At 56.2% G+C, this 17,882-nt stretch carries 21 protein-coding genes and 1 tRNA gene; 8 read left to right on the top strand and 14 right to left on the bottom strand.

Annotated elements, in window-relative coordinates; all coding sequences use genetic code 11:
- Positions 1–19: 19 nt before the first annotated feature.
- Both Dform_RS09150 and Dform_RS09160 read right to left on the bottom strand, forming a co-directional pair.
- Entirely contained in the window at positions 20–664 is a 645-nt protein-coding gene (locus Dform_RS09150) for a hypothetical protein (RefSeq protein ID WP_145925574.1), read from the bottom strand.
- A gap of 535 nt (positions 665–1,199) precedes the next feature.
- Positions 1,200–1,273: transfer RNA gene (locus Dform_RS09160), tRNA-Gln, on the bottom strand.
- 345 nt (positions 1,274–1,618) lie between these two features.
- On the opposite strand from Dform_RS09160, the gene rnc reads away from it, so the two are divergent.
- The 5 genes from rnc to ispH all read left to right on the top strand — a co-directional run bounded on the left by rnc (position 1,619) and on the right by ispH (position 4,367).
- Positions 1,619–2,320: a ribonuclease III gene (gene rnc / locus Dform_RS09165; protein ID WP_076004745.1), complete on the top strand. Its 702-nt coding sequence runs from the start codon at positions 1,619–1,621 to the stop codon at positions 2,318–2,320.
- Positions 2,321–2,371: 51 nt separating this feature from the next.
- Positions 2,372–2,512, top strand: a complete 141-nt coding sequence (locus Dform_RS11470; protein WP_192846587.1) for a hypothetical protein — start codon at positions 2,372–2,374, stop codon at positions 2,510–2,512.
- 13 nt (positions 2,513–2,525) lie between these two features.
- A complete protein-coding gene (locus Dform_RS09170; protein WP_083635436.1) occupies positions 2,526–2,810 on the top strand; it encodes an acylphosphatase in 285 nt (94 codons plus the stop codon).
- Positions 2,811–2,877: 67 nt separating this feature from the next.
- A complete protein-coding gene (locus Dform_RS09175) occupies positions 2,878–3,522 on the top strand; it encodes a lysophospholipid acyltransferase family protein (protein ID WP_076004746.1) in 645 nt (214 codons plus the stop codon).
- Positions 3,519–4,367 (top strand): 4-hydroxy-3-methylbut-2-enyl diphosphate reductase, encoded by an 849-nt coding sequence (ispH, locus tag Dform_RS09180; RefSeq protein ID WP_076004747.1) that lies wholly within the window; start codon positions 3,519–3,521, stop codon positions 4,365–4,367. The genes Dform_RS09175 and ispH overlap by 4 nt, the downstream gene beginning before the upstream one ends.
- A gap of 160 nt (positions 4,368–4,527) precedes the next feature.
- Here ispH and Dform_RS09185 read toward each other — a convergent pair whose 3' ends face one another.
- Both Dform_RS09185 and Dform_RS09190 read right to left on the bottom strand, forming a co-directional pair.
- Positions 4,528–4,965, bottom strand: a complete 438-nt coding sequence (locus tag Dform_RS09185; RefSeq protein WP_076004748.1) for a flavodoxin family protein — start codon at positions 4,963–4,965, stop codon at positions 4,528–4,530.
- Positions 4,966–4,993: 28 nt separating this feature from the next.
- Positions 4,994–5,419, bottom strand: a complete 426-nt coding sequence (locus tag Dform_RS09190; protein WP_076004749.1) for a MerR family transcriptional regulator — start codon at positions 5,417–5,419, stop codon at positions 4,994–4,996.
- Between the two features lie 155 nt (positions 5,420–5,574).
- Here Dform_RS09190 and trpS point away from each other — a divergent pair, with 155 nt between their 5' ends.
- Positions 5,575–6,549, top strand: a complete 975-nt coding sequence (gene trpS, locus Dform_RS09195; protein ID WP_076005137.1) for a tryptophan--tRNA ligase — start codon at positions 5,575–5,577, stop codon at positions 6,547–6,549.
- Between the two features lie 45 nt (positions 6,550–6,594).
- Entirely contained in the window at positions 6,595–7,449 is an 855-nt protein-coding gene (purU, locus tag Dform_RS09200) for a formyltetrahydrofolate deformylase (protein ID WP_076004750.1), read from the top strand.
- A 56-nt stretch (positions 7,450–7,505) separates the two neighbouring features.
- On the opposite strand, the gene Dform_RS09205 is transcribed toward purU, so the two are convergent.
- The 4 genes from Dform_RS09205 to Dform_RS09225 form a co-directional block, all read right to left on the bottom strand.
- Positions 7,506–8,402, bottom strand: coding sequence for a VOC family protein (locus Dform_RS09205; RefSeq protein ID WP_076004751.1), 897 nt, complete (start codon positions 8,400–8,402; stop codon positions 7,506–7,508).
- Positions 8,403–8,514: 112 nt separating this feature from the next.
- Complete coding sequence (locus Dform_RS09210; RefSeq protein WP_076004752.1) at positions 8,515–8,925, bottom strand: VOC family protein; 411 nt, start codon at positions 8,923–8,925, stop codon at positions 8,515–8,517.
- A gap of 34 nt (positions 8,926–8,959) precedes the next feature.
- Positions 8,960–9,328 carry a DUF1428 domain-containing protein gene (locus Dform_RS09215; protein ID WP_076004753.1) on the bottom strand — a complete coding sequence of 123 codons (369 nt, stop codon included), beginning with the start codon at positions 9,326–9,328 and terminating at the stop codon, positions 8,960–8,962.
- Positions 9,329–9,752: 424 nt separating this feature from the next.
- Complete coding sequence (locus Dform_RS09225) at positions 9,753–10,139, bottom strand: hypothetical protein (RefSeq protein ID WP_076004755.1); 387 nt, start codon at positions 10,137–10,139, stop codon at positions 9,753–9,755.
- A 66-nt stretch (positions 10,140–10,205) separates the two neighbouring features.
- On the opposite strand from Dform_RS09225, the gene Dform_RS09230 reads away from it, so the two are divergent.
- Positions 10,206–10,553: a DUF488 domain-containing protein gene (locus Dform_RS09230; protein WP_076005138.1), complete on the top strand. Its 348-nt coding sequence runs from the start codon at positions 10,206–10,208 to the stop codon at positions 10,551–10,553.
- A gap of 3 nt (positions 10,554–10,556) precedes the next feature.
- On the opposite strand, the gene Dform_RS09235 is transcribed toward Dform_RS09230, so the two are convergent.
- Genes Dform_RS09235 through Dform_RS09260 form a run of 6 tightly spaced genes read right to left on the bottom strand, consistent with a single transcriptional unit; the run spans position 10,557 to position 17,677 of the window.
- Positions 10,557–11,084, bottom strand: a complete 528-nt coding sequence (locus tag Dform_RS09235; RefSeq protein ID WP_076004756.1) for an NADH-quinone oxidoreductase subunit B family protein — start codon at positions 11,082–11,084, stop codon at positions 10,557–10,559.
- Entirely contained in the window at positions 11,081–12,655 is a 1,575-nt protein-coding gene (locus Dform_RS09240) for a hydrogenase large subunit (protein WP_076004757.1), read from the bottom strand. The genes Dform_RS09235 and Dform_RS09240 overlap by 4 nt, the downstream gene beginning before the upstream one ends.
- Positions 12,656–12,658: 3 nt before the next feature.
- Positions 12,659–14,131 (bottom strand): proton-conducting transporter transmembrane domain-containing protein, encoded by a 1,473-nt coding sequence (locus Dform_RS09245; RefSeq protein ID WP_076004758.1) that lies wholly within the window; start codon positions 14,129–14,131, stop codon positions 12,659–12,661.
- A complete protein-coding gene (locus Dform_RS09250; RefSeq protein WP_076004759.1) occupies positions 14,131–14,808 on the bottom strand; it encodes a hydrogenase subunit in 678 nt (225 codons plus the stop codon). Before Dform_RS09250 ends, Dform_RS09245 begins: the two co-directional genes overlap by 1 nt.
- Positions 14,805–15,743, bottom strand: a complete 939-nt coding sequence (locus tag Dform_RS09255) for a respiratory chain complex I subunit 1 family protein (protein WP_099092359.1) — start codon at positions 15,741–15,743, stop codon at positions 14,805–14,807. Before Dform_RS09255 ends, Dform_RS09250 begins: the two co-directional genes overlap by 4 nt.
- Positions 15,740–17,677 carry a proton-conducting transporter transmembrane domain-containing protein gene (locus Dform_RS09260; RefSeq protein WP_076004760.1) on the bottom strand — a complete coding sequence of 646 codons (1,938 nt, stop codon included), beginning with the start codon at positions 17,675–17,677 and terminating at the stop codon, positions 15,740–15,742. Before Dform_RS09260 ends, Dform_RS09255 begins: the two co-directional genes overlap by 4 nt.
- Positions 17,678–17,882: the final 205 nt, after the last annotated feature.

Genomic DNA, 17,882 nt, shown 5'->3' on the forward strand with positions numbered 1-17,882 from the left:
ATACACCTCCTTTGCGTGCTTACTCAAACACCCTTTGAATCTTATGCTTCGGTCGCTTTATCGGCGGCAATCCTTCTTGCCTGCGCCACTCATCGACCTCATCGGAATAAGTGCGGTAGCCGCGACCGGCGGTCTTTCTGACGATGATGCCGTCTTTGTCGTACTTGATAACCTTGAAATGGTAGGGGAGATCATCCCCGGACAGGTCCCTTGCCGCGGTTAAGGAATCGATCCCGTTCAGCATGCCGCTGTACTTTAAGCCATGCTTTCGTGCGAACTCAGATGGGTTATTGGCCAGGATTTTGCCTTGCTCATCCTTGACCGGCGGGTGAATACTCCGGCTGCGAAGGGAATAACCAGATTTCCTGCGCGGGGCCGGGGTGTCGCTGGTAAGGGATGTTTCGAGCACCTCCAGAACCGCACGATAGAGTTCCTTTTCGGCGCCTGTCATCAAAGGCAGTAACCCTTTCAGCTCTTCACCCGGAGGTAGAACCGGCGTACAATTGGCAGTTCCGTTCACCACGGCTCTGGCTGTCAGCCGAACGAACAATGTTTCACCGGCTGAAAGTTTGGTAAACCGTCTATTCAATTCTTGCAAGCGGGCGTCTAGGTTCATCTGGTGGCACTTCTTTTCGAGGTTCTCGTGGTTCTCTAGTATAGGCAATATGTTACCAGCGCATATCTTATGTGTACCACACATAATTTGTCAAGCTCTTTACCCTAAGATAATTCCCGTGGAAAATAGAAACTTGATTGGTGCCAGGATTCGGCAAGCCCGGCTGTCAGCCCGACCTCCCGTAACCCAAGAGGATTTAGTTGCCCGTTTACAAACTCAAGGTCTCAACATAGATCAGGCAATGATCTCCAGAATCGAGTGTGGTCAACGGCCAGTTTCGGATTTTGAAGTAGTGGCGTTTTCAAAGGCATTAAAGGTAAAGACCTCGTGGCTCCTCGAAGGAGACAACGGCGGGTAGACATGGGATTTATTATTCCGATTATTGAGTAGTTGAATGTAGCCCAAGTGAGGTTAGGATAAGACGAAGGTAGCGATAAAGGTTCTACCTTTTGATACCTTCGCTCCAGCTGAGGGGATTCGAACCAACGAAATCCTGGGGTGTCTATACACCAGCGGTGAGGAGCTGTTGTAAGGCGGGAATAAGCGACTTCTTCTCGAAGAGAAGTTCGGAATGCATTCTAATTGGCTGGGGATCCAGGATTCGAACCTGGCCAAGCAGATCCAGAGTCTGCTGTCCTACCGCTAGACGAATCCCCAGCGGCTTCAAAGAAGCAAAGGCAATTATATCTGAAAAAAGCGTAATGCCGCAACCGCAGAGCGGTCACGGCACGCTTAGATCCGACCAGGAAGGGAAATTAGGTTGGGTTGTGGGTCATGAAACCCCAGAACAGCACGTAGGAGATGCCGAAGGCGACGAAAGCCATCCCGGCGATGACGGCGATGGAAACCAGGTTGTCAATTAAGGTGCGCAAGATCAGCCTCCCCAAGGATGAATGCCTATATGATAACCAGTTTGGACCGCTACGTCAAGGGTTTTAACCCTAAAGAACTAGTACCAACCATAAATTGACAACCGTAATGTCCATCCCTATTCTTTAGAACGTGGCAGACCTCGAAAAAATACAAACGGCGCTGGGTATCCATTTCAAAAATCAGGCGCTGCTGGAAACAGCCCTGGTTCACAGTTCTTATCTGAACGAACGGTCCGGCCACGGGCTGATTTCCAACGAGCGGTTGGAATTCCTGGGCGACGCCGTCCTGGGCCTTTTCATCGCCGAGATGCTGTACCGCACCTTTGCCGGGGAAGATGAGGGAACTCTGACCCGCTACCGCTCCCTGCTGGTGCGCCGCGAGACCCTGTCCCGGCTTGGAGAGTCGCTCAAATTGGGAGATTACCTGTACCTGGGGCGGGGTGAGGACTCAAGCGGCGGGCGCGCCAAACCCGCCAATTTATCACGGGCGCTGGAAGCCCTTATCGCCGCGATATACCTCGACCAGGGGAGTGAGGCCGCGGGCCGCTTTATTCACCGGTTGTTTGCCGCCGACCTGGCCCGCCTCGAAGAGATGAGCGCCATCGCCGACTCCAAGAGCCGGCTGCAGGAGATAGTCCAAAGCCGGTTCCAAACAACGCCGCGTTACAACGAAACCGAGATCGGGAGCCAATCCGGCGAAATACTGTTCGCCGCCACGGTGTCCGTAAGAGAGGATATCCTAGGACGCGGCGAAGGCCGGACCAAAAAAGAAGCCCAGTCACGAGCCGCGCAACAAGCCATCGATGAATTGGGAAGACACTTTACACCCTGATGACGCTTTGTTAAACTTGAATTCCAAAGTATTCTGAAACGAGGTACGGTTATGGGACAGCGAGATCTCGGGGGCCGAGAACAGAAAAAAACCAAAAAAGACGCCAAGAAACCAGTCATCTCCACTTCTTTCGCCCCGCCGCCCCCTCCGGTCGAGGTCATCAAAAAAGGCAAGAAACTAAAGGGCGAGTAGCGGCCAGCCGCTGATGATGTCAAAGGCCGCGGCGGTGCGCCTGTCATTCGGCGGGAGGGTGCAGGGAGTGGGCTTCAGGGAATTCACCCGTCGCCAAGCCGCCGATTTCAACCTGGCCGGTTACGTTAAGAACATGCCCGACGGCAGCCTGCAGGTTGTGGCTGAGGGACAGAGGCCGGATATTCTCCATTTCATCGAGAACCTGATGTCGGGTCCTCCCGGCGCCATCGTTAAAACAGTCGATACCCAATGGATCGAACCCGCCGGCGGATACGCCGATTTCCAGATCGCTTATTGAGCTTCTCCAACCACCCCCTTCAGCTTTGTTTGGTTAACCGGGAATTTAGAGGATATAATCTGACACCATGAAGTTCGCCTGGTACTACCGGCTGGTGCGCCTGTCCGCAAGAATCGTATTCATATTCACCCGGGTCAAGGTTATCGGCAAGGAGAACGTGCCCAGCACCGGCCCGATGCTGGTTTGCAGCAACCACATACATCTTGCCGATCCACCCCTTTTGGGACTCAACCTTCCAAGATACCCGGTATATTTCCTGGCCAAGAAGGAACTCTTCGGCAACAAGTTTGTCGGTTTTATTTTCAGGGGATCCGGCACTATCCCGGTAAACCGCACCGGAGTTTCCGGTGAAGGCATCAAGCTATCCCAGTCCGCCTTCAAAAAGGGCGGCGCGATCATCATTTTCCCGGAGGGCAAGCGCAACCCGGCGGCAACGCTGTGCCAGGCTCTGCCGGGGGCGGCTTACCTGGCGGCCACCTTCGGGGTGCCGGTAGTCCCGACAGCCATCCTCGGCACCGAGAACATCAAGGGGAAGTGGTGGTTCTTAAAACCACGGACGGTCACCATCCAATTCGGTAAACCATTCAACCTGGAGGCTTGCCCGGATAAGAACGACCGCGAGGCGCTCGCCGCCCAGGGCGACCGCATAATGAAAGCCATCGCCGAACTTTTGCCGGTGCCGAACCGGGGCGTCTACGGAGAAAAAGCTTGAAGATCGAGCGGGCCGCCGACCTGGGCTTCTGTTTCGGGGTCAGGCGCGCCCTCGGCATCCTGGAAGAGACGGCGAGGCAAAGAGGCGGCGTCGAAACCCTCGGCGCCCTGGTGCACAATCGCCAGGTGATGTCACGGCTGAACAGCCTGGGCGTCAGGACGGTAAAGGGCGTTTCCGAAATCACCGGCCGGACGGTGGTCGTCAGCTCACACGGCGTCGGCCCGAAGGTTCTCCAGGAAATCAGGGACCGCGGCATCGAGATCGTCGATACCACCTGCCCGTTCGTCCAGCGCGCCCAAACCGCGGCACGCCGTCTTTCCGAGGCGGGCTTTTTCACCGTCATATACGGCGACGTCAATCATCCGGAGGTCAAGGGCATCCTGGGATGGGCGGACGGCAACGGTATCGCCACACTTTCCACCGACGACCTCGATAAGATCGAACTGCCCCGCCACATAGGTCTGCTCTCACAGACGACCCAGGTGCCCGCCCGGTTCATAGATTTTGCCAAGCAGGTCACTGATAAAGCCATGATCAAAGATGCCGAACTCCGGCTGGTGGATACGGTGTGCCACGACATCCGGAAGCGCCAGGCGGCGGCGCTGGAACTGGCCGGACGGGCGGACCTGATGCTGGTGATCGGGGGACACCACAGCGCCAATACACGGCACCTTGTGGATTTATGCGCCGCCAGGACGGAGACCCACCTGGTTGAAACCGAGACCGAGATCGACCCGGCCTGGCTTACCGGCAAAACCCTGGTGGGTGTCACCGCCGGGGCTTCCACTTCGCCGGAGACCATCGATGAGGTGGTGCGGCGGCTGAAAGACCTGGCCGCCGCCTAGTGCGGCCTGGCTATCGTCAGGCAGCCGCAGGACACGGCGGTAATCCGGTTACCCCGTAAATAAAGGTGGGAAAACAAGGAATAAACCATTCCCCGTTTTCCCACACCGGCGATAGGCGCGATTATCGCGTCACTACTGCTGTAATAGAAAGAAAGCCCGTTCAGCCGCCCTGGGCGACGGCGATGCCGAGCTTCCGCACGGCTTCCTTACCCGCCTCGGCTTCCTTGGGCGACACTTCAACCCAGGAGCCGAACTTCTTCCAGCCGAAGTACTTGGCGAACATGTCGAGATTGGCCTCGGTGGAGGCGGCGTCATTGACGTGGCAGATCACCGCGGCAAACTGCAGGCCGCTCTCTATTTTTTCGCGCTGACCCCACAGGCGTTCAAAAAAGGTCTTGGTTTCCCCGGCGAGCGACTGGAAGGGCTGGGTGGTCACCAGGATGAAGGCCTGCCGCCCGGCGAAGTCCGCGGACGAGGTTTCCGCTACGTTTTTTACTTCGGCCTGGCCGCCGGCCTCGGAGACGCCTTTGGCCGCCGCTTCAGCCAGAGCTTTGCAACTGCCGGTGAAAGACTGGTACGAAATCAGGACCTTGTTCATTGTTTTCCTCCTTTATTTTTTCCCTTGTTTAGATGATGTGGTTCCTGGGCGGACAATCGACCGGGCATGTTTCAGCGGCGCACTCCCGGCAGCGGGATACCAGTTCGATGATTTCTTCACGCTCCAGGCTTTGCGCCGCGAGTTGCGCCATCCTCTCACGGCTGCGCTCCGCCTCGAGGTTCAGCACCGAAAGAGTATGCGCCACGCGATCCTGGCGGACTTTTGAACCGGGAGAGGTATCCAACAGGTGCCGGATATCCTCCAACTCCAGGCCGGTGTTCTGCAGGCGGCGTATGAGCCTGACCCTTTTCACGTCACTTTCGTCATACAGCCGCATGCCCCCGGAAGTCCGGGAAGCCGCACTCAACAGCCCTTTTTCCTCGTAAAATCGGGCAGCCCTGGTCGAAATCGAGGCGCGCCGGGCCAGATCTCCGATTTGATAATACTCGGTCATACTCCCACCCGGCGAAAGTTTAACCCATATTAACGTTAGTGTCAATACCTTCCGTTACGTTATATTTCGTTATCTGATTACGGCGGTCAGCGCGCCTCGCCACGGCAAACAACCTTATGTTAAAATGCTTTTTCGATAAAGGAGTCTCGTTTCAGATGAAAAAGCGCGTATTTTCCGGCATCAGGCCGACCGGCCGCATCCACCTGGGCAATTACCTGGGCGCGGTGCAGAACTATGTGGCCATGCAGGACGAGTTCGAATGCATCTATTGCGTTGTCGATATTCACGCCCTGACCACCCTTGAAGACACCCACTTGCTCAAGGAAAACGTGCGGGAAATGATCACCGACCTGCTGGCGGCGGGGCTCGACCCGGAGAAATGCGCCCTGTTCGTCCAGTCTCACGTCCCTGAGGTGACCGAGTTGTTCACCCTGCTGGGCATGGTAACGCCGCTTTCCTGGCTGCTCCGGGTGCCGACCTTCAAGGAGAAGGTCAAGCAGCAGCCACAGAACGTCAACTACGGGCTGGTCGGCTACCCGGTGCTGATGACAGCGGATATCGTCCTGTACAAAGCCGAAGTTGTTCCGGTCGGCGAGGACCAGTTGCCCCACCTGGAACTGGCGCGCGAGATCGTCCGGCGGTTCAACGACCATTTCGGCGAAACTTTCCCCGAACCCAAGGCGCGCATGACCACCTTCCCCATGGTGGTGGGTCTCGACGGCAGGGAAAAGATGAGCAAGTCTCTGAACAACCACATCGAACTGGCGGCCACGCCTGAAGAGACGATGAAAAAGGTGATGGGCGCCGTTACCGACCCTGCCCGCATGCGCCGCGCTGATCCGGGTCACCCGGAGGTCTGCAATATCTACAAGCTGCAGCAGAACTTCAATCCGCAAGTCATCGACGAGATCGCCGAGGGCTGCCGATCCGCGTCGCGCGGCTGCGTGGAGTGCAAAAAGCAACTGGGCGCCTCCATCAACGAATTCCTGGCGCCCATCCGCGTCCGCCGCATCGAGATCGCCAAGGACCAGGCGTACATCGACCGGGTGATGAAGGAGGGAGCCGAAAAGGCCAGGGCGCTGGCCAGGGTAACCATCACCGAAGTGAAGCAGCGGATGGGACTCCTGTAAGGGCACGGCGCGCCGTGCCCTTACGACCAGCCCTACGGACAAAACATGACTTCTGCAATATTAAAGGTCACCTGCCAGGATAAAAAAGGCCTCATTGCCGCGGTGTCCGGGTTCATCGCCCAGAACCACGGCAATATCATCACCCTCGACGAATTCGTCGACAGGGCATCCAACACCTTTTTCATGCGGGTCGAGTGGGATATCCGGGATTTCTCCATCTCGAGCGAAAACATCGGCCCGGCGATCGCCAAATTGTCCACTGACGGCGGTTTCGGCGGCAAATGGGAAACGGTCTTTTCAGACACCAAGCCCCGGATGGCTATCTTCGTATCCAAGTTTGACCATTGCTTGTGGGATTTGCTGCTCCGGCATCAGTCCGGGGAACTCAAATGCAACATCCCGGTCATTGTCAGCAACCATGAAGACCTCCGGCATGTGGCCGAGTTTTTCGGCGTGCCCTTTCACGTCGTACCCAAGAACGCCGAGAACAAGTTCCAGGCCGAGCGCCGGGAGTTCGAAATCCTCGAGAAATACCGGGCAGATTTCGTGGTCATGGCCCGCTACATGCAGGTCTTGAGCGAGGATTTTCTTTCAAGGTACGAAAACCGGGTCATCAACATCCACCACTCGTTCCTGCCGGCCTTCGAGGGTGCCAAGCCTTACCACCAGGCTTTCGAGAGGGGCGTCAAAATCATCGGGGCGACCGCCCATTTTGCCACGGTGAACCTGGACAAGGGGCCGATCATCCACCAGGCGACGCTGCCGATCTCCCATCAGGATACGGTCGACGACCTCATCACCAAGGGGCGCGACATCGAGAAGCGCGTCCTCTCAGATGGGGTGAAGCTCTACATCGCCAACCGGGTTTTCGTCCACGGCCACCGGACGATAATTCTTTAAGAAAAAGCCCGTCCATGGTTCGACAAGCTCACCACGAACGGGCTTTAGAACTTGCCTTACTTTCCTTCGAAAGCCTTCATAAGGGCAGCGAGGTCGATCTTCTTCATCTTGAGGAAGACCTTCATCATCCTCTCGACTTTAACTTTATCGGGGTCTTTCATCATATCGGCCAGGGCAGCCGGCGTGACCTGCCATGACACGCCGTATTTGTCCTTGAGCCAGCCGCAGACGCTCTCCTCGCCGCCTTCGGTCAACTTCTCCCAGTAGTAATCGATCTCCTTCTGGTCCTTGCAGGTGACCTGGAACGAGACCGCCTCGTTGAAATTGAACTTGTGCTCCAGGGCGCTGTCCATGGCGACGAATTTCTGCCCGGCCAGAGTGAACACGCCGTGATTGATGGTCCCCGGTTTGTCAGCCCCACCTTCTCCGTATCTCGACAACATCACGACCGCTGAATCCGGGAAGATCGATACATAACGGTTGATGGCTTCCTCGGCGTTGCCAGCCTGCTTGCCGACATACATAAGGCACGCCTGGATCTTCTGAGTAGGCTTTTCTGCCAGCATCACCTGCCAAGAAAGACCGAATTTGTCATTCAACCAGCCGAATTTTTTGGCGAAAGGGTACTGCTGGTATTCCATGAGTATCGAGCCGCCCGGGCTCAAGCCCGCCCACATCCTGTCGGCCTCCTCGGCGGTCTGGCACATGATGAAGAATGACACCGACGGATTGAATTTGAAAACCGGTCCGCCGTTGAGAGCGATAAAATCGTACCCTTCAAGCTGAAACTCGACGGTCAGGACTGAACCTTCAGGCATCCCGGAAACCTTGGCCCCCTCGGCGCCGTAACGGGCCACAAAGCCTTTGCGGGAATTTTTGAAAAGTGATGTGTAGAGGGCTACTGCTTCCTCAGCGTTATTGTCGAACCACAGGTTGGGCGTGATCTTCTGCATATTGTCTCCTGCTGTAAATTTGTCCAATCCATTATTACGAGGGTTAACCGTTCATGGTTCGATAGGCTCTCCCGACAGAAATCGGGGCAATCTCCGTGAACAGAACCTAACACTACATATCGCTCTGGCCGAACTGGAGCATCCAAATGAAACCAAACTTATCTATCACCTGGGCGTAAGTGCCGAAAAATTCTTCCTTTAGCGGTTGCTTCACCTTGCCGCCTTCCACCAGCCTGGAGTACAGGGCATTGATCTCTTCCTTGCTCTGGCAAACCAGGGTCAACGCCACGGTATTCCCGGGAATGCGCTGCTCAGGGACCAGCCAATCAGAAGCCATGATGACGACGCCGTCGCTGCGAAGGATGGAGTGGAGAATCTTGTCCTTGACCTCGGGACGCTGCGCGGCCATCGGCGATTGTGCCACGGTCATCACTTTCAATTCGCCGCCGAAGATCTGCTTATAAAAATCCATCCCCTGTTTGCAATCGCCATTGAAATGTAAATAGACGTTGAGAACGGCCATGCCCCCTCCTGAATAAATGTTCCGGTTTAAGATTTTACAGATCTACGATAGCTTTGAAACCGCCGAAAGCAGTCCGCTTGACATCGAAAGGCATCGGCTGGACGGTGCCGTTCATGAACGGATCCTTCATCACCTTGGCATTGACTTCGTCGCGATGCTCACGCGATTTGTAGACGATAAACGAAAAGGCGACTGTCTCGCCAGGTTTGGCCCCCGCAATTTCGGGGAATGTTACCCCTTTCATTTCGCCAGGCATTTCCGGATTCAGGTCATCGCCAATGCACTCGACATACTCAAGCGCCCCGTATTTTTTCCAGATCCGGCCGGATTCCTCCGCCAGCTTGCGGTAAGCCTCCACGTTCCCTTCAGGGACTACAATGACAAACCCGTCAACGTACCTCATCTCCGAGGCTCCTTCCTCGCAAGTCAACTCTTTCCGGGCGCAAAGACACGGGCAAAATATCGGTGAATTCGCCTGAGAAAAAACAGGACCGTTACCGGGATCCGAGATAGCAATGCCAGTCTAAGGCCGGTTCACCCTCCACCTCCGGGCGTCCTCCCGAGAGGCCGGGGAGGGGCATCTGGAACCCGCCGACAATGGGGGGAGCGGGGCAATTGTTTTGGTTTATAAGCGGCAATCGGCGCTCCGGCGGAATCGAGGCAACCGGTAATAATGCCACCTTCTGAATTTCCTGTCCGGTCTGATTAGAGATCATGGCACCGTACTTATACACCATATATGGCACGGTGGGAATAGGTAGTTTTACCTAATTTTTAGCGAGATGCCAGGTATTTATTGAGCGGCGCGAATAAAAAGGCGAGACAGTCTACAATTTCGCCTTGCCAACAGGCTGGAACCGCATGGCCGACCAGGTATCGTCAATAGCAATCATGGCGACGCCGGCCATGCCAAATTTGGCCATTTCCGCCCACAAAATATACCGGTTCACGTCAGCGGGAATTTTAGAATTATCCGACGAATAAGAAACCCATAAATAACCGCCGGGCTTCAATGCCCTCAGGATTTTCGGTAACTGAAGCAGGAATTCCAGCTTCCCGGTGACAAACACCTGGATAAAATCAAGGCTTGCCCTGATCGAAATATCATCCATAACCGGGATCCCTATCCGATCCAGGTAATCCGGCGGGGCGTTCAGAATGGCGGCTTGATACTCCCTTTTGAAGAGCAGTTTTTTAATTAATTCTTCGTCCACTGAGCCAGCATATTACGCCGCGCTTTTTGAGTCAACGAAAAAGAGGAGTAAATTGAAATTGTGACGATAAACATCAAGAGGGCTTACGAAACGTCCGAAAAATCAGACGGTTACCGCGTCTTGGTGGACCGGTTGTGGCCGTGCGGGATCTCCAAAGAAAAGGCCGGAATCGACCTCTGGCTCAAAGAGGTGGCGCCAAGTACTGAACTCAGGAAATGGTTCGGACACGATCCGGAGCGCTGGCCGGAGTTCCAGTCCAAATACCGGACTGAACTAAAGAACCACAAGGACCTGTTGGAACAGCTGAAGCAGGTTGAAGTTGACCACAAAACGATGACCCTGGTTTATGCCGCCAGAGACGAGAGCCGCAACGAAGCCGTTGTTTTGAAACAGGTGTTGGAGGGCTCAGTTTGAGGGTTACCGGGGCTGCTTCTGAATCGCCCGCATAAATGCCAGGAGTCCTCGCATTATTTCGAGTGGAGAAGGCGGATTACCGGGGATCTTGAAGTCGACGGGAAGGATTTTTTCGGCGGCGCCGAGAACCGCATAACTGTCTTTGATTAAACCGATGCCGCAGGCATCGTCACCCACCGCCACCACCCAACCCGGCTGCGGCATCGCGTCGTAGGTTTTTTTGGCTGCCTCCGCCATGGCCATGGTAACCGGACCGGTGATAATGATGACATCGGCGTGCCGAGGCGAAGCGACGAAACTGACGCCGAAGCGTTCGATGTCGTAATGCGGCGTCCCCAGGTTATTGAGTTCGATCTCAACGGCGTTGTCCGATCCGGAATCCACCTCGCGGATAGCCAGGCTGCGCCCGAAAACCCGGGCGATCTCCTTTTTAAGCTCCAGCCCGGCCTTTTCGAATTCCTCATTTTTAAAAGCGACCTTGCCGGCGAGCTTCGGCGAAAGGATATTATTTATCAGGCTCCTGGTGCTCATAGATCGTTACCCGCGTAGGACAGATTCAGGCTTTTGTTGATCAGGGGAAAGTCCGGCACGATGTTGCCGATGACGGCGTGCTGGATAGCCAGCCAGTTGCAGAACGAAGACGTCCTGATCTTCCAGCGGTCGATTCGGCCGTCTTTGAGGCACACCCAGTGCAGGTTCTGTCCCCGCGCAGCTTCGACCAAGGACAGGGCGTAACCATTTTCCGGGCGGCACTCAACCATCACCGCTCCAGACGCAGTTTTCTCGATAATGTCGCCGATCAGGCGCAATGACTCCTCGATCTCTCCGGCCTTTACCTGGAACCGGCTCAAGACATCGCCGGATTCCCCCGTCTCAACCTCAGGCTTGAATTCTTCGTATAATCCATAAGGGTGATCGACCCGGGTATCAATAGCCGTACCGGCGGCGCGGGCGGTGGGCCCGGTCAGGTTGAGCGGCGCCGCCAGCTCCCGTTTTACTATGCCGGTAGTCTCGAAGCGGTCGATAACCCAGGCCGAATCATAAACACCGTCCAGGGCTTCGTTGAATCGTGCCGAAAAAGACAGGGTATACCGCCTGAGGTTTTCGAGATCATCTTGCGCCGGATCCCGGGCGCAGCCACCGGGCACGATGAAACCCTTGAGGAAACGCGAGCCGGTGAGTCCGGCGTTCCAGCGTAAAATCTCTTCTCGCAGTACAAAGAACGGAGCCGCCCCCACCGGGTAAGCCACATCCACCGACATGCCGGCCAGGTCGCCGAGGTGGGAGTAGATTCGTTCGAGTTCAAGCGCAATCATCCGCAACTGCCAGGCGCGACGCGGGATGCTGACCCCGGCAATGTTCTCTATAGCCATGGCGAAGCCGCAGGCGTTGGCAGCGCTTTCGTCGCCGGAAACCGTCTCCGCCAGTTTAATAACTTCATCCGGGGGCTTGCCTTCGGCCAGCTTCTCGATGCCGCGGTGCTTCCAGAAATGCCGGATCTCCAGGTTGAAAATGGTCTCGCCGATGACGCTGAACCGGAAATGCCCCGGTTCGATAATGCCTGCGTGAACCGGTCCGACAGGGATCTCATAAACCCCTTCGCCGGAAATTTCCTTGAACCGGTATTCGCGCTCCGGCGTAATTTTGGACGGTTCCTGGCGGCGGCCGTCGAAGGATTTCAGGAGGGGATGGAAATCGTCGCCGTACACCTCGTGGAGAAATAGTCTCCTGGTGTCGAACGCGCCCGAAAACTCGATGCCGAAACCGTCCGTTACTTCGCGCTGGAAATAGCTGGCGATGGGGTACTCCTGGGCGATCGAGATCGCCCGGTTGCCGACCAGCCTGACCTCAAGGACAAAAAGGTCCTTTGCGCCTCGCCTTTCGAAGCAATAGAACAAGGTGAAGCCTTCGGCCGAAAAATCCTGCGCCGCCCAAAGCCCAATCAGCACCACATCTTTTTGCGTTTTTAAAACCGACACCGCTTCCACCAGGGCGACGACGCTTATGGACAGGTGGATTTCACCACCGGACCCCCTGCGGCTGCGGCTGTCGAAGCCTTTTTGGTAGAGATGGTGTTCAACTAAAGATGTCAGGTTTTGCATATCTTACAGACCCAGGTCAGAAACGATGGTACTCAGGATGCTATTGAGCCAACCGGGCAGATAGAGCCCGAGGGCGAACAATGCCAGGAGCGTCAAAATTATCGGGGCTTTCATGGTCATCGGGGTGGGGTAAGGCTGGATGGTTTCGTCATCCGGCTGGGAAAACGCCCTGACGAGGTAATAGCCGAAACCGGCGGCGACCAGTAAAAACCCGGCCAGCACGGCGATGAACAGGGGTAACGCCTGGGAAGCCATGATCGAAAGAATATTGAACTTGGCCAAAAATACGGGCAGCGTCGGGGTGCCGATGGCCGCGGCTGAGCCGAGGATCAAACCCCAGGCGGCCAAAGGTTGCAGCCGGAAGGGGCTCTTTACGGCAAAGAACTTATTGGAATTGTACTGGCGGTGAAAAATGCCGGCGGAGAAAAAAAGCAGCGCTTTCACCAGCGCATTCCCGGCTTTGTGGAATAATGCCCAGAACAAGGCGACCGGCGAGCCCAAGCCGATGGCGACGAGGATCAATCCGGCTTGCTCCACACCGGAAAAGGCGATGACCTTCTTGGTGTTGGTGCGGGCGATGAGCGCCAGGGCGGCGATGAAAATGCTGATGGCGCCGAAGCTGATAAGCAGCGGATTCAGGAAATTGTCATCGCCGGCGCGGTGGCCTATGGCATACAAGCGGATGATGGCGTACAACCCCAGGTTGAGCACCGCGCCCGAGATAACCGCCACCACCGAAGGCGCCCTGACATAGACGGTGGGGAGCCAAGTATGAAAAGGAACGATAGCCGCCTTGGCGGCGAAACCGATAAACAGCAGCACGAAGGCGAAGGTGTAGAGCTTGGGCGGGATGGCGGAAGCCGCCGACATCAGGTCGGTCCAATTCAGGGTGCCGCCCGGCACCGCGGTCCGCGACAAGGCGAATAACACGATGACGCCGATAAAGGCGAAGAGCATGGCGGTCGAGGTCACGAAAACGTACTTGAGCGCCGCGGTGATATTCTCCCTGGCTTTCAATGTCACCAGGAGGACAACCGACAACAGGGTGGAAAGCTCGGCGAAGATCCACATCAGGGCGATGTTGTTGGCCAAAAAGCCCAACACCAGCACCAGGGGCAACAGGGCGAAAGAGCCATAGAACAGGCCGAGAAGCGACCTCTCTATTTCTCCCCGATCAAGCAGCGATGCCAGGTAACCCCGGGAATAGACCGCCGATAAAAGGAACAGAACCGAGGTGATCAATATCTCATACGCGCCGAAGGTGTCGGCGAAGAGATAATGGTTGCCGACCAGATAACGAGGCAGATCAGTGGCGACCAGCCACACCGCCAGACCTGAATAAATGATCGACTCGGCGATGAGGAAGCTGTTAAGCAGTCGTCCATCGGTCTGAGGACGGAAACGGCCGAGTAAGAACGACGCCGCGGCGATCAGCAGCGCCGGGGCCGCAAAGCCGACAATGATCAGGAATTCCATCAGTCTTCCGACTCCAGGCCGAGCTGGCTCAGCCGCTTGTGGAAGGCCTCCACCGACGAATCGATGCCGAAAGCCAGGACCGTGGACAGGACGATGATCATCAGCAGGTCAACCACGATCAACACCTCAATGATGAAAGGCATCTCGGCGATGAACAGCGAAAAAAGAAGCACCCCGTTTTCCATCGTGAGGTAACCGATGATCTTGGTAACCACCTTGCGCCGGCTCACGATAACCAGCATGCCCATCAATGCCAACGAGACGCCTATAATCGCGCCCAAAAGGAACAACGGGCCGACATCGAGCGAGGCTGAGAATACCCCGAAGGCCTTATAGACTACAAAAAACAGCGCCGCCGACATGATGATGGAACCGATCGGCGTCAGGTAACGGAACTCCAGGTCCCGCTTTATGGGCATCACCGCCAGCAGACGGCGCAGGAACATCGGGATGATAATCACCTTGGAAATTATGGTCAGCAGCGCCATCAGGAGCAGGCTCAGGGTGGACTCCCGGGAGAACAGTACCAGGGCTATTGCCGCGAGTATGCCCGACTGCAGGGCGTAGATCGAAAAGAGCGACGTCAGGGACCGCTGGGTGATGATCAGCGCCGCGCTGCCGATCAGGAACACCAGCAGTATCTTGATGATGTCATCGCCAAATACGGTATCTGTCATGCCAGTAACTCAAAAACGATTGTCGCGAAGGAAAAGAACAGCGCCAGCATAAAAAAGCTGGGCAGGCGGAACAACCTGATCTTGGCCATCATCGATTCAAAAACTCCAACGACTATGGAAAAGGTCAGAACTTTGGCGGCGAAACTCGCCATTGAAACGGCGATCGGAACGATCCCGGCATTCGAGGCAAGCCCCACCGGCCAGACGATGTTTATCAATAGCGCCATCAGGATGGTCTGCTTGACCCCCTGCGACAGTTCCATTAGCGCCAGCTTGGGCCCGGTCTGTTCCAGGATCATGGCTTCATGGATCATGGTCAGTTCAAGGTGCGTCTCAGGATTATCGACGGGAACGCGGGCGGTCTCCACTATGATGACGATGAACAGCGAGAAGGCCACCAGGATAAGCGTAGGATACTGGGCCAGCGACCCGTTGAGAGTGGTGGCGAACATTTCCGGGATATCGGTGGACTTTAGGACGAATGCGAGGGCCGCGACCGAGGTGATCGTTACCGGCTCGATAATGGCCGACAGGCTCATTTCACGGGACGAACCCATGCCGCCGAAGGTCGAACCGGCGTCCAGTCCCGCCAGCGCCATGAAGAATTTGGCAGTCACCATCAGGTATAAGAAGAGAATGATGTTGCCGATCCCCGAAACCTGGGGAAGGAAAACGACCGGCACCATGACCGACGCCGCCAGCAGGAAACCGATATTAAGGTATGGCGCCAGGCGCATGATGAAGGATGAGTTCGGAGAGTAGACTATCTCCTTTTTGAACAGCTTGAAAAGGTTGTAGTAACCCTGCAGGAGCGGGGGGCCGACGCGTCCCTGGGTGTAGGCTTTGACCTTCTTGATCAGCGTCATAGCCAGCGGCGAAATCGCCACCACGAAAATGGTGTTCAAAAGAAGATAAAGAACCGTGTTCAAGATCACAGCAGTTGTCCTACTGCCAGGAGGATAACGACCACAACGGCAAAAACGTACATGACATTGGCGTCAAGGTCAACGTTGTGGAGCCTGGAAATAAAGGAGGCTATCCGCTTGACGAAAAGGGCCGTCGGCAGGTAGATACGTTCCTCGAAGAACTGCAGGGTATGCACCTCGCCTGAACCGCCCGAGACTATCGCTTTGTCTTTATCGAAAAACTCGCGCTTACCGGTTTTCCTGGTGCGGAAGATCGGACTGAAGATGGTGATTATCGGTTCGGAGAACCCGGAGGCGGTGTACTCCATCTTGCTCGTCTGGGTGTGGATGCCGCAGCCCCAGGTTTCGGAGACTCGGGCTTTGGCCTCCGACCGGCGTAACGCGAGTACCGCCAACCAAAATACGGCGGCGGCGATGAGGCTGACCGGCAGGACGTTAGGTAATGGCAAGTCCAGACCGATTGCCCTCAATATCTGGTAGCTGAAAACGCCCAGGATGATACAAGCCGCGGCCAGAATGCCGGGGCCGACAAGCATGGCGCGGGGCGCTTCACGGGCATGCTCCGCTTCGCGCGACCGGGGCAGGGCCAGGAAGACGGCGCCGAATGCCTTGACGAAACAGGCGGCCGCCAGGGCGCTCATCAAGGCAAAACCGGCCAGGGCGGTGAACAGCAGTACCGCCGTCAAAGGGCTGGGCACCTGAAAGGCGCCGAGGTAAGCCTGGAAAAGCATCACCTCCGACGCAAAACCGTTGAGCGGAGGTAAAGCCGAAATGGCAGCCGAGCCGATGAGGAATATCGCCGCCGTAACTGGCATGGTTTTCACCAGACCGCCCATCTCCTCGATGTTCCGGGTATGGGTGGCAGCCACCACCGAGCCCGCCGTCATGAACAGCAGGCTCTTGAATATGGCGTGGTTCAGGGTATGGAACAACGCGCCGAAAAGCGACAGGTCGGCCAGGGTGTTCAGGCTATAGTGGCTGAAGATGACCCACAGGCCGAGGCCGATGACGATGATGCCGATATTTTCGATGGAGTGAAAAGCCAGCAATTTCTTGAGGTCATGTTCCTTGAGGGCATAGATGACGCCCAGAACCGCCGATACGGTGCCGAAGACCAACAACAATGTTCCCCACCACAGGTCAGGCGACAGGACATCGAGGAGGACGCGGATCAAGCCGTAGATTGCTACCTTGATCATCACCCCGGACATCAGCGCCGAGATGTTGGACGGGGCGGCGGCGTGGGCGAAGGGCAGCCACTTGTGGAAGGGAATGATGCCAGCCTTGGTGCCAAAGCCGATAAAGAAGGCAATGAAGATTATTCCTGCCGTCGACAGGGTGAGGCCGCCGGCTGACGCGATATCGAAGCTCCCGGTGTAGCGGTGCAAAAGGAGAGCCCCCAATAAGAGGAATAATGTCGAAAACTGGGTCATCACCAGGTAGTAAATGCCGGCTTTAACGGTCTCCGCCTTCTCCCGGTCAAACATGACCAGGAACAATGAGGACAGCGACATCAGCTCCCAGAAAAAAATGAACCCGAAGAAGTTGGCCGAAGCCACCACCAGCACCATCGACAAAATGAAAACGGACATGGCCGCCACCGACATGTCGCGCCGTGCCTGGCTACCCGTGTGCTCGATGTATTTGAGCGAGTAAATGGCGACACAAGCGGCAACGGAACTGACAATCAGGATGAAGAAAGCGGCGAGCCGGTCGAGGTGAAACGCGATCCCGAGTTGCGGTGTGAGCGAATAAATCCGGAAGGTGAGGTCGGAGTCGTCAGCGAGGATGACAATGGACGCCGCGATCCAGGCAAGGGCGCCGGCCATCACGAGGCCCAAGGCGAAACGGCGCCCGCTGCCCCTTTCCCGGCTCCCGGTGACCGACGTCAGAGCCGCCAGCACCATCGCCGCCCCACCGCCGAGGAATAGCCCCTCTATCATTTTGTTTTAATGTCCGTGCGACGCCGCGCCGGTTCCGGTGAAAAGTAAAAGGAAGCCCCCTTGGACTTCCTTGCGCGTCGTCTTGTGTTGATGGTTGATTATTCTAGGCATCCGCTACTGAGGTGTCAAGGGAAAAATCATTCGACAAGAGCCGCCTCAGGGTGCGGTATTCCTGTGTAATCGACGGGAAATGGTATATTATCCG

Origin of the sequence: Dehalogenimonas formicexedens (assembly GCF_001953175.1) — a bacterium.
GTDB classification, from domain to species: Bacteria; Chloroflexota; Dehalococcoidia; order Dehalococcoidales; family Dehalococcoidaceae; genus Dehalogenimonas; species Dehalogenimonas formicexedens.

Coding starts and splice junctions, on each gene's coding strand:
- Dform_RS09250 (WP_076004759.1), bottom strand. CDS start 14,808: ATGACAGATACCGTATTTGGCGATGACATCATCAAGATACTGCTGGTG.
- Dform_RS09205 (WP_076004751.1), bottom strand. CDS start 8,402: ATGCAGAAGATCACGCCCAACCTGTGGTTCGACAATAACGCTGAGGAA.
- trpS (WP_076005137.1), top strand. CDS start 5,575: ATGAAAAAGCGCGTATTTTCCGGCATCAGGCCGACCGGCCGCATCCAC.
- Dform_RS11470 (WP_192846587.1), top strand. CDS start 2,372: ATGGGACAGCGAGATCTCGGGGGCCGAGAACAGAAAAAAACCAAAAAA.
- Dform_RS09240 (WP_076004757.1), bottom strand. CDS start 12,655: ATGCAAAACCTGACATCTTTAGTTGAACACCATCTCTACCAAAAAGGC.
- Dform_RS09260 (WP_076004760.1), bottom strand. CDS start 17,677: ATGATAGAGGGGCTATTCCTCGGCGGTGGGGCGGCGATGGTGCTGGCG.
- Dform_RS09210 (WP_076004752.1), bottom strand. CDS start 8,925: ATGGCCGTTCTCAACGTCTATTTACATTTCAATGGCGATTGCAAACAG.
- Dform_RS09235 (WP_076004756.1), bottom strand. CDS start 11,084: ATGAGCACCAGGAGCCTGATAAATAATATCCTTTCGCCGAAGCTCGCC.
- Dform_RS09245 (WP_076004758.1), bottom strand. CDS start 14,131: ATGGAATTCCTGATCATTGTCGGCTTTGCGGCCCCGGCGCTGCTGATC.
- Dform_RS09190 (WP_076004749.1), bottom strand. CDS start 5,419: ATGACCGAGTATTATCAAATCGGAGATCTGGCCCGGCGCGCCTCGATT.
- Dform_RS09170 (WP_083635436.1), top strand. CDS start 2,526: ATGATGTCAAAGGCCGCGGCGGTGCGCCTGTCATTCGGCGGGAGGGTG.
- purU (WP_076004750.1), top strand. CDS start 6,595: ATGACTTCTGCAATATTAAAGGTCACCTGCCAGGATAAAAAAGGCCTC.
- Dform_RS09175 (WP_076004746.1), top strand. CDS start 2,878: ATGAAGTTCGCCTGGTACTACCGGCTGGTGCGCCTGTCCGCAAGAATC.
- Dform_RS09215 (WP_076004753.1), bottom strand. CDS start 9,328: ATGAGGTACGTTGACGGGTTTGTCATTGTAGTCCCTGAAGGGAACGTG.
- Dform_RS09185 (WP_076004748.1), bottom strand. CDS start 4,965: ATGAACAAGGTCCTGATTTCGTACCAGTCTTTCACCGGCAGTTGCAAA.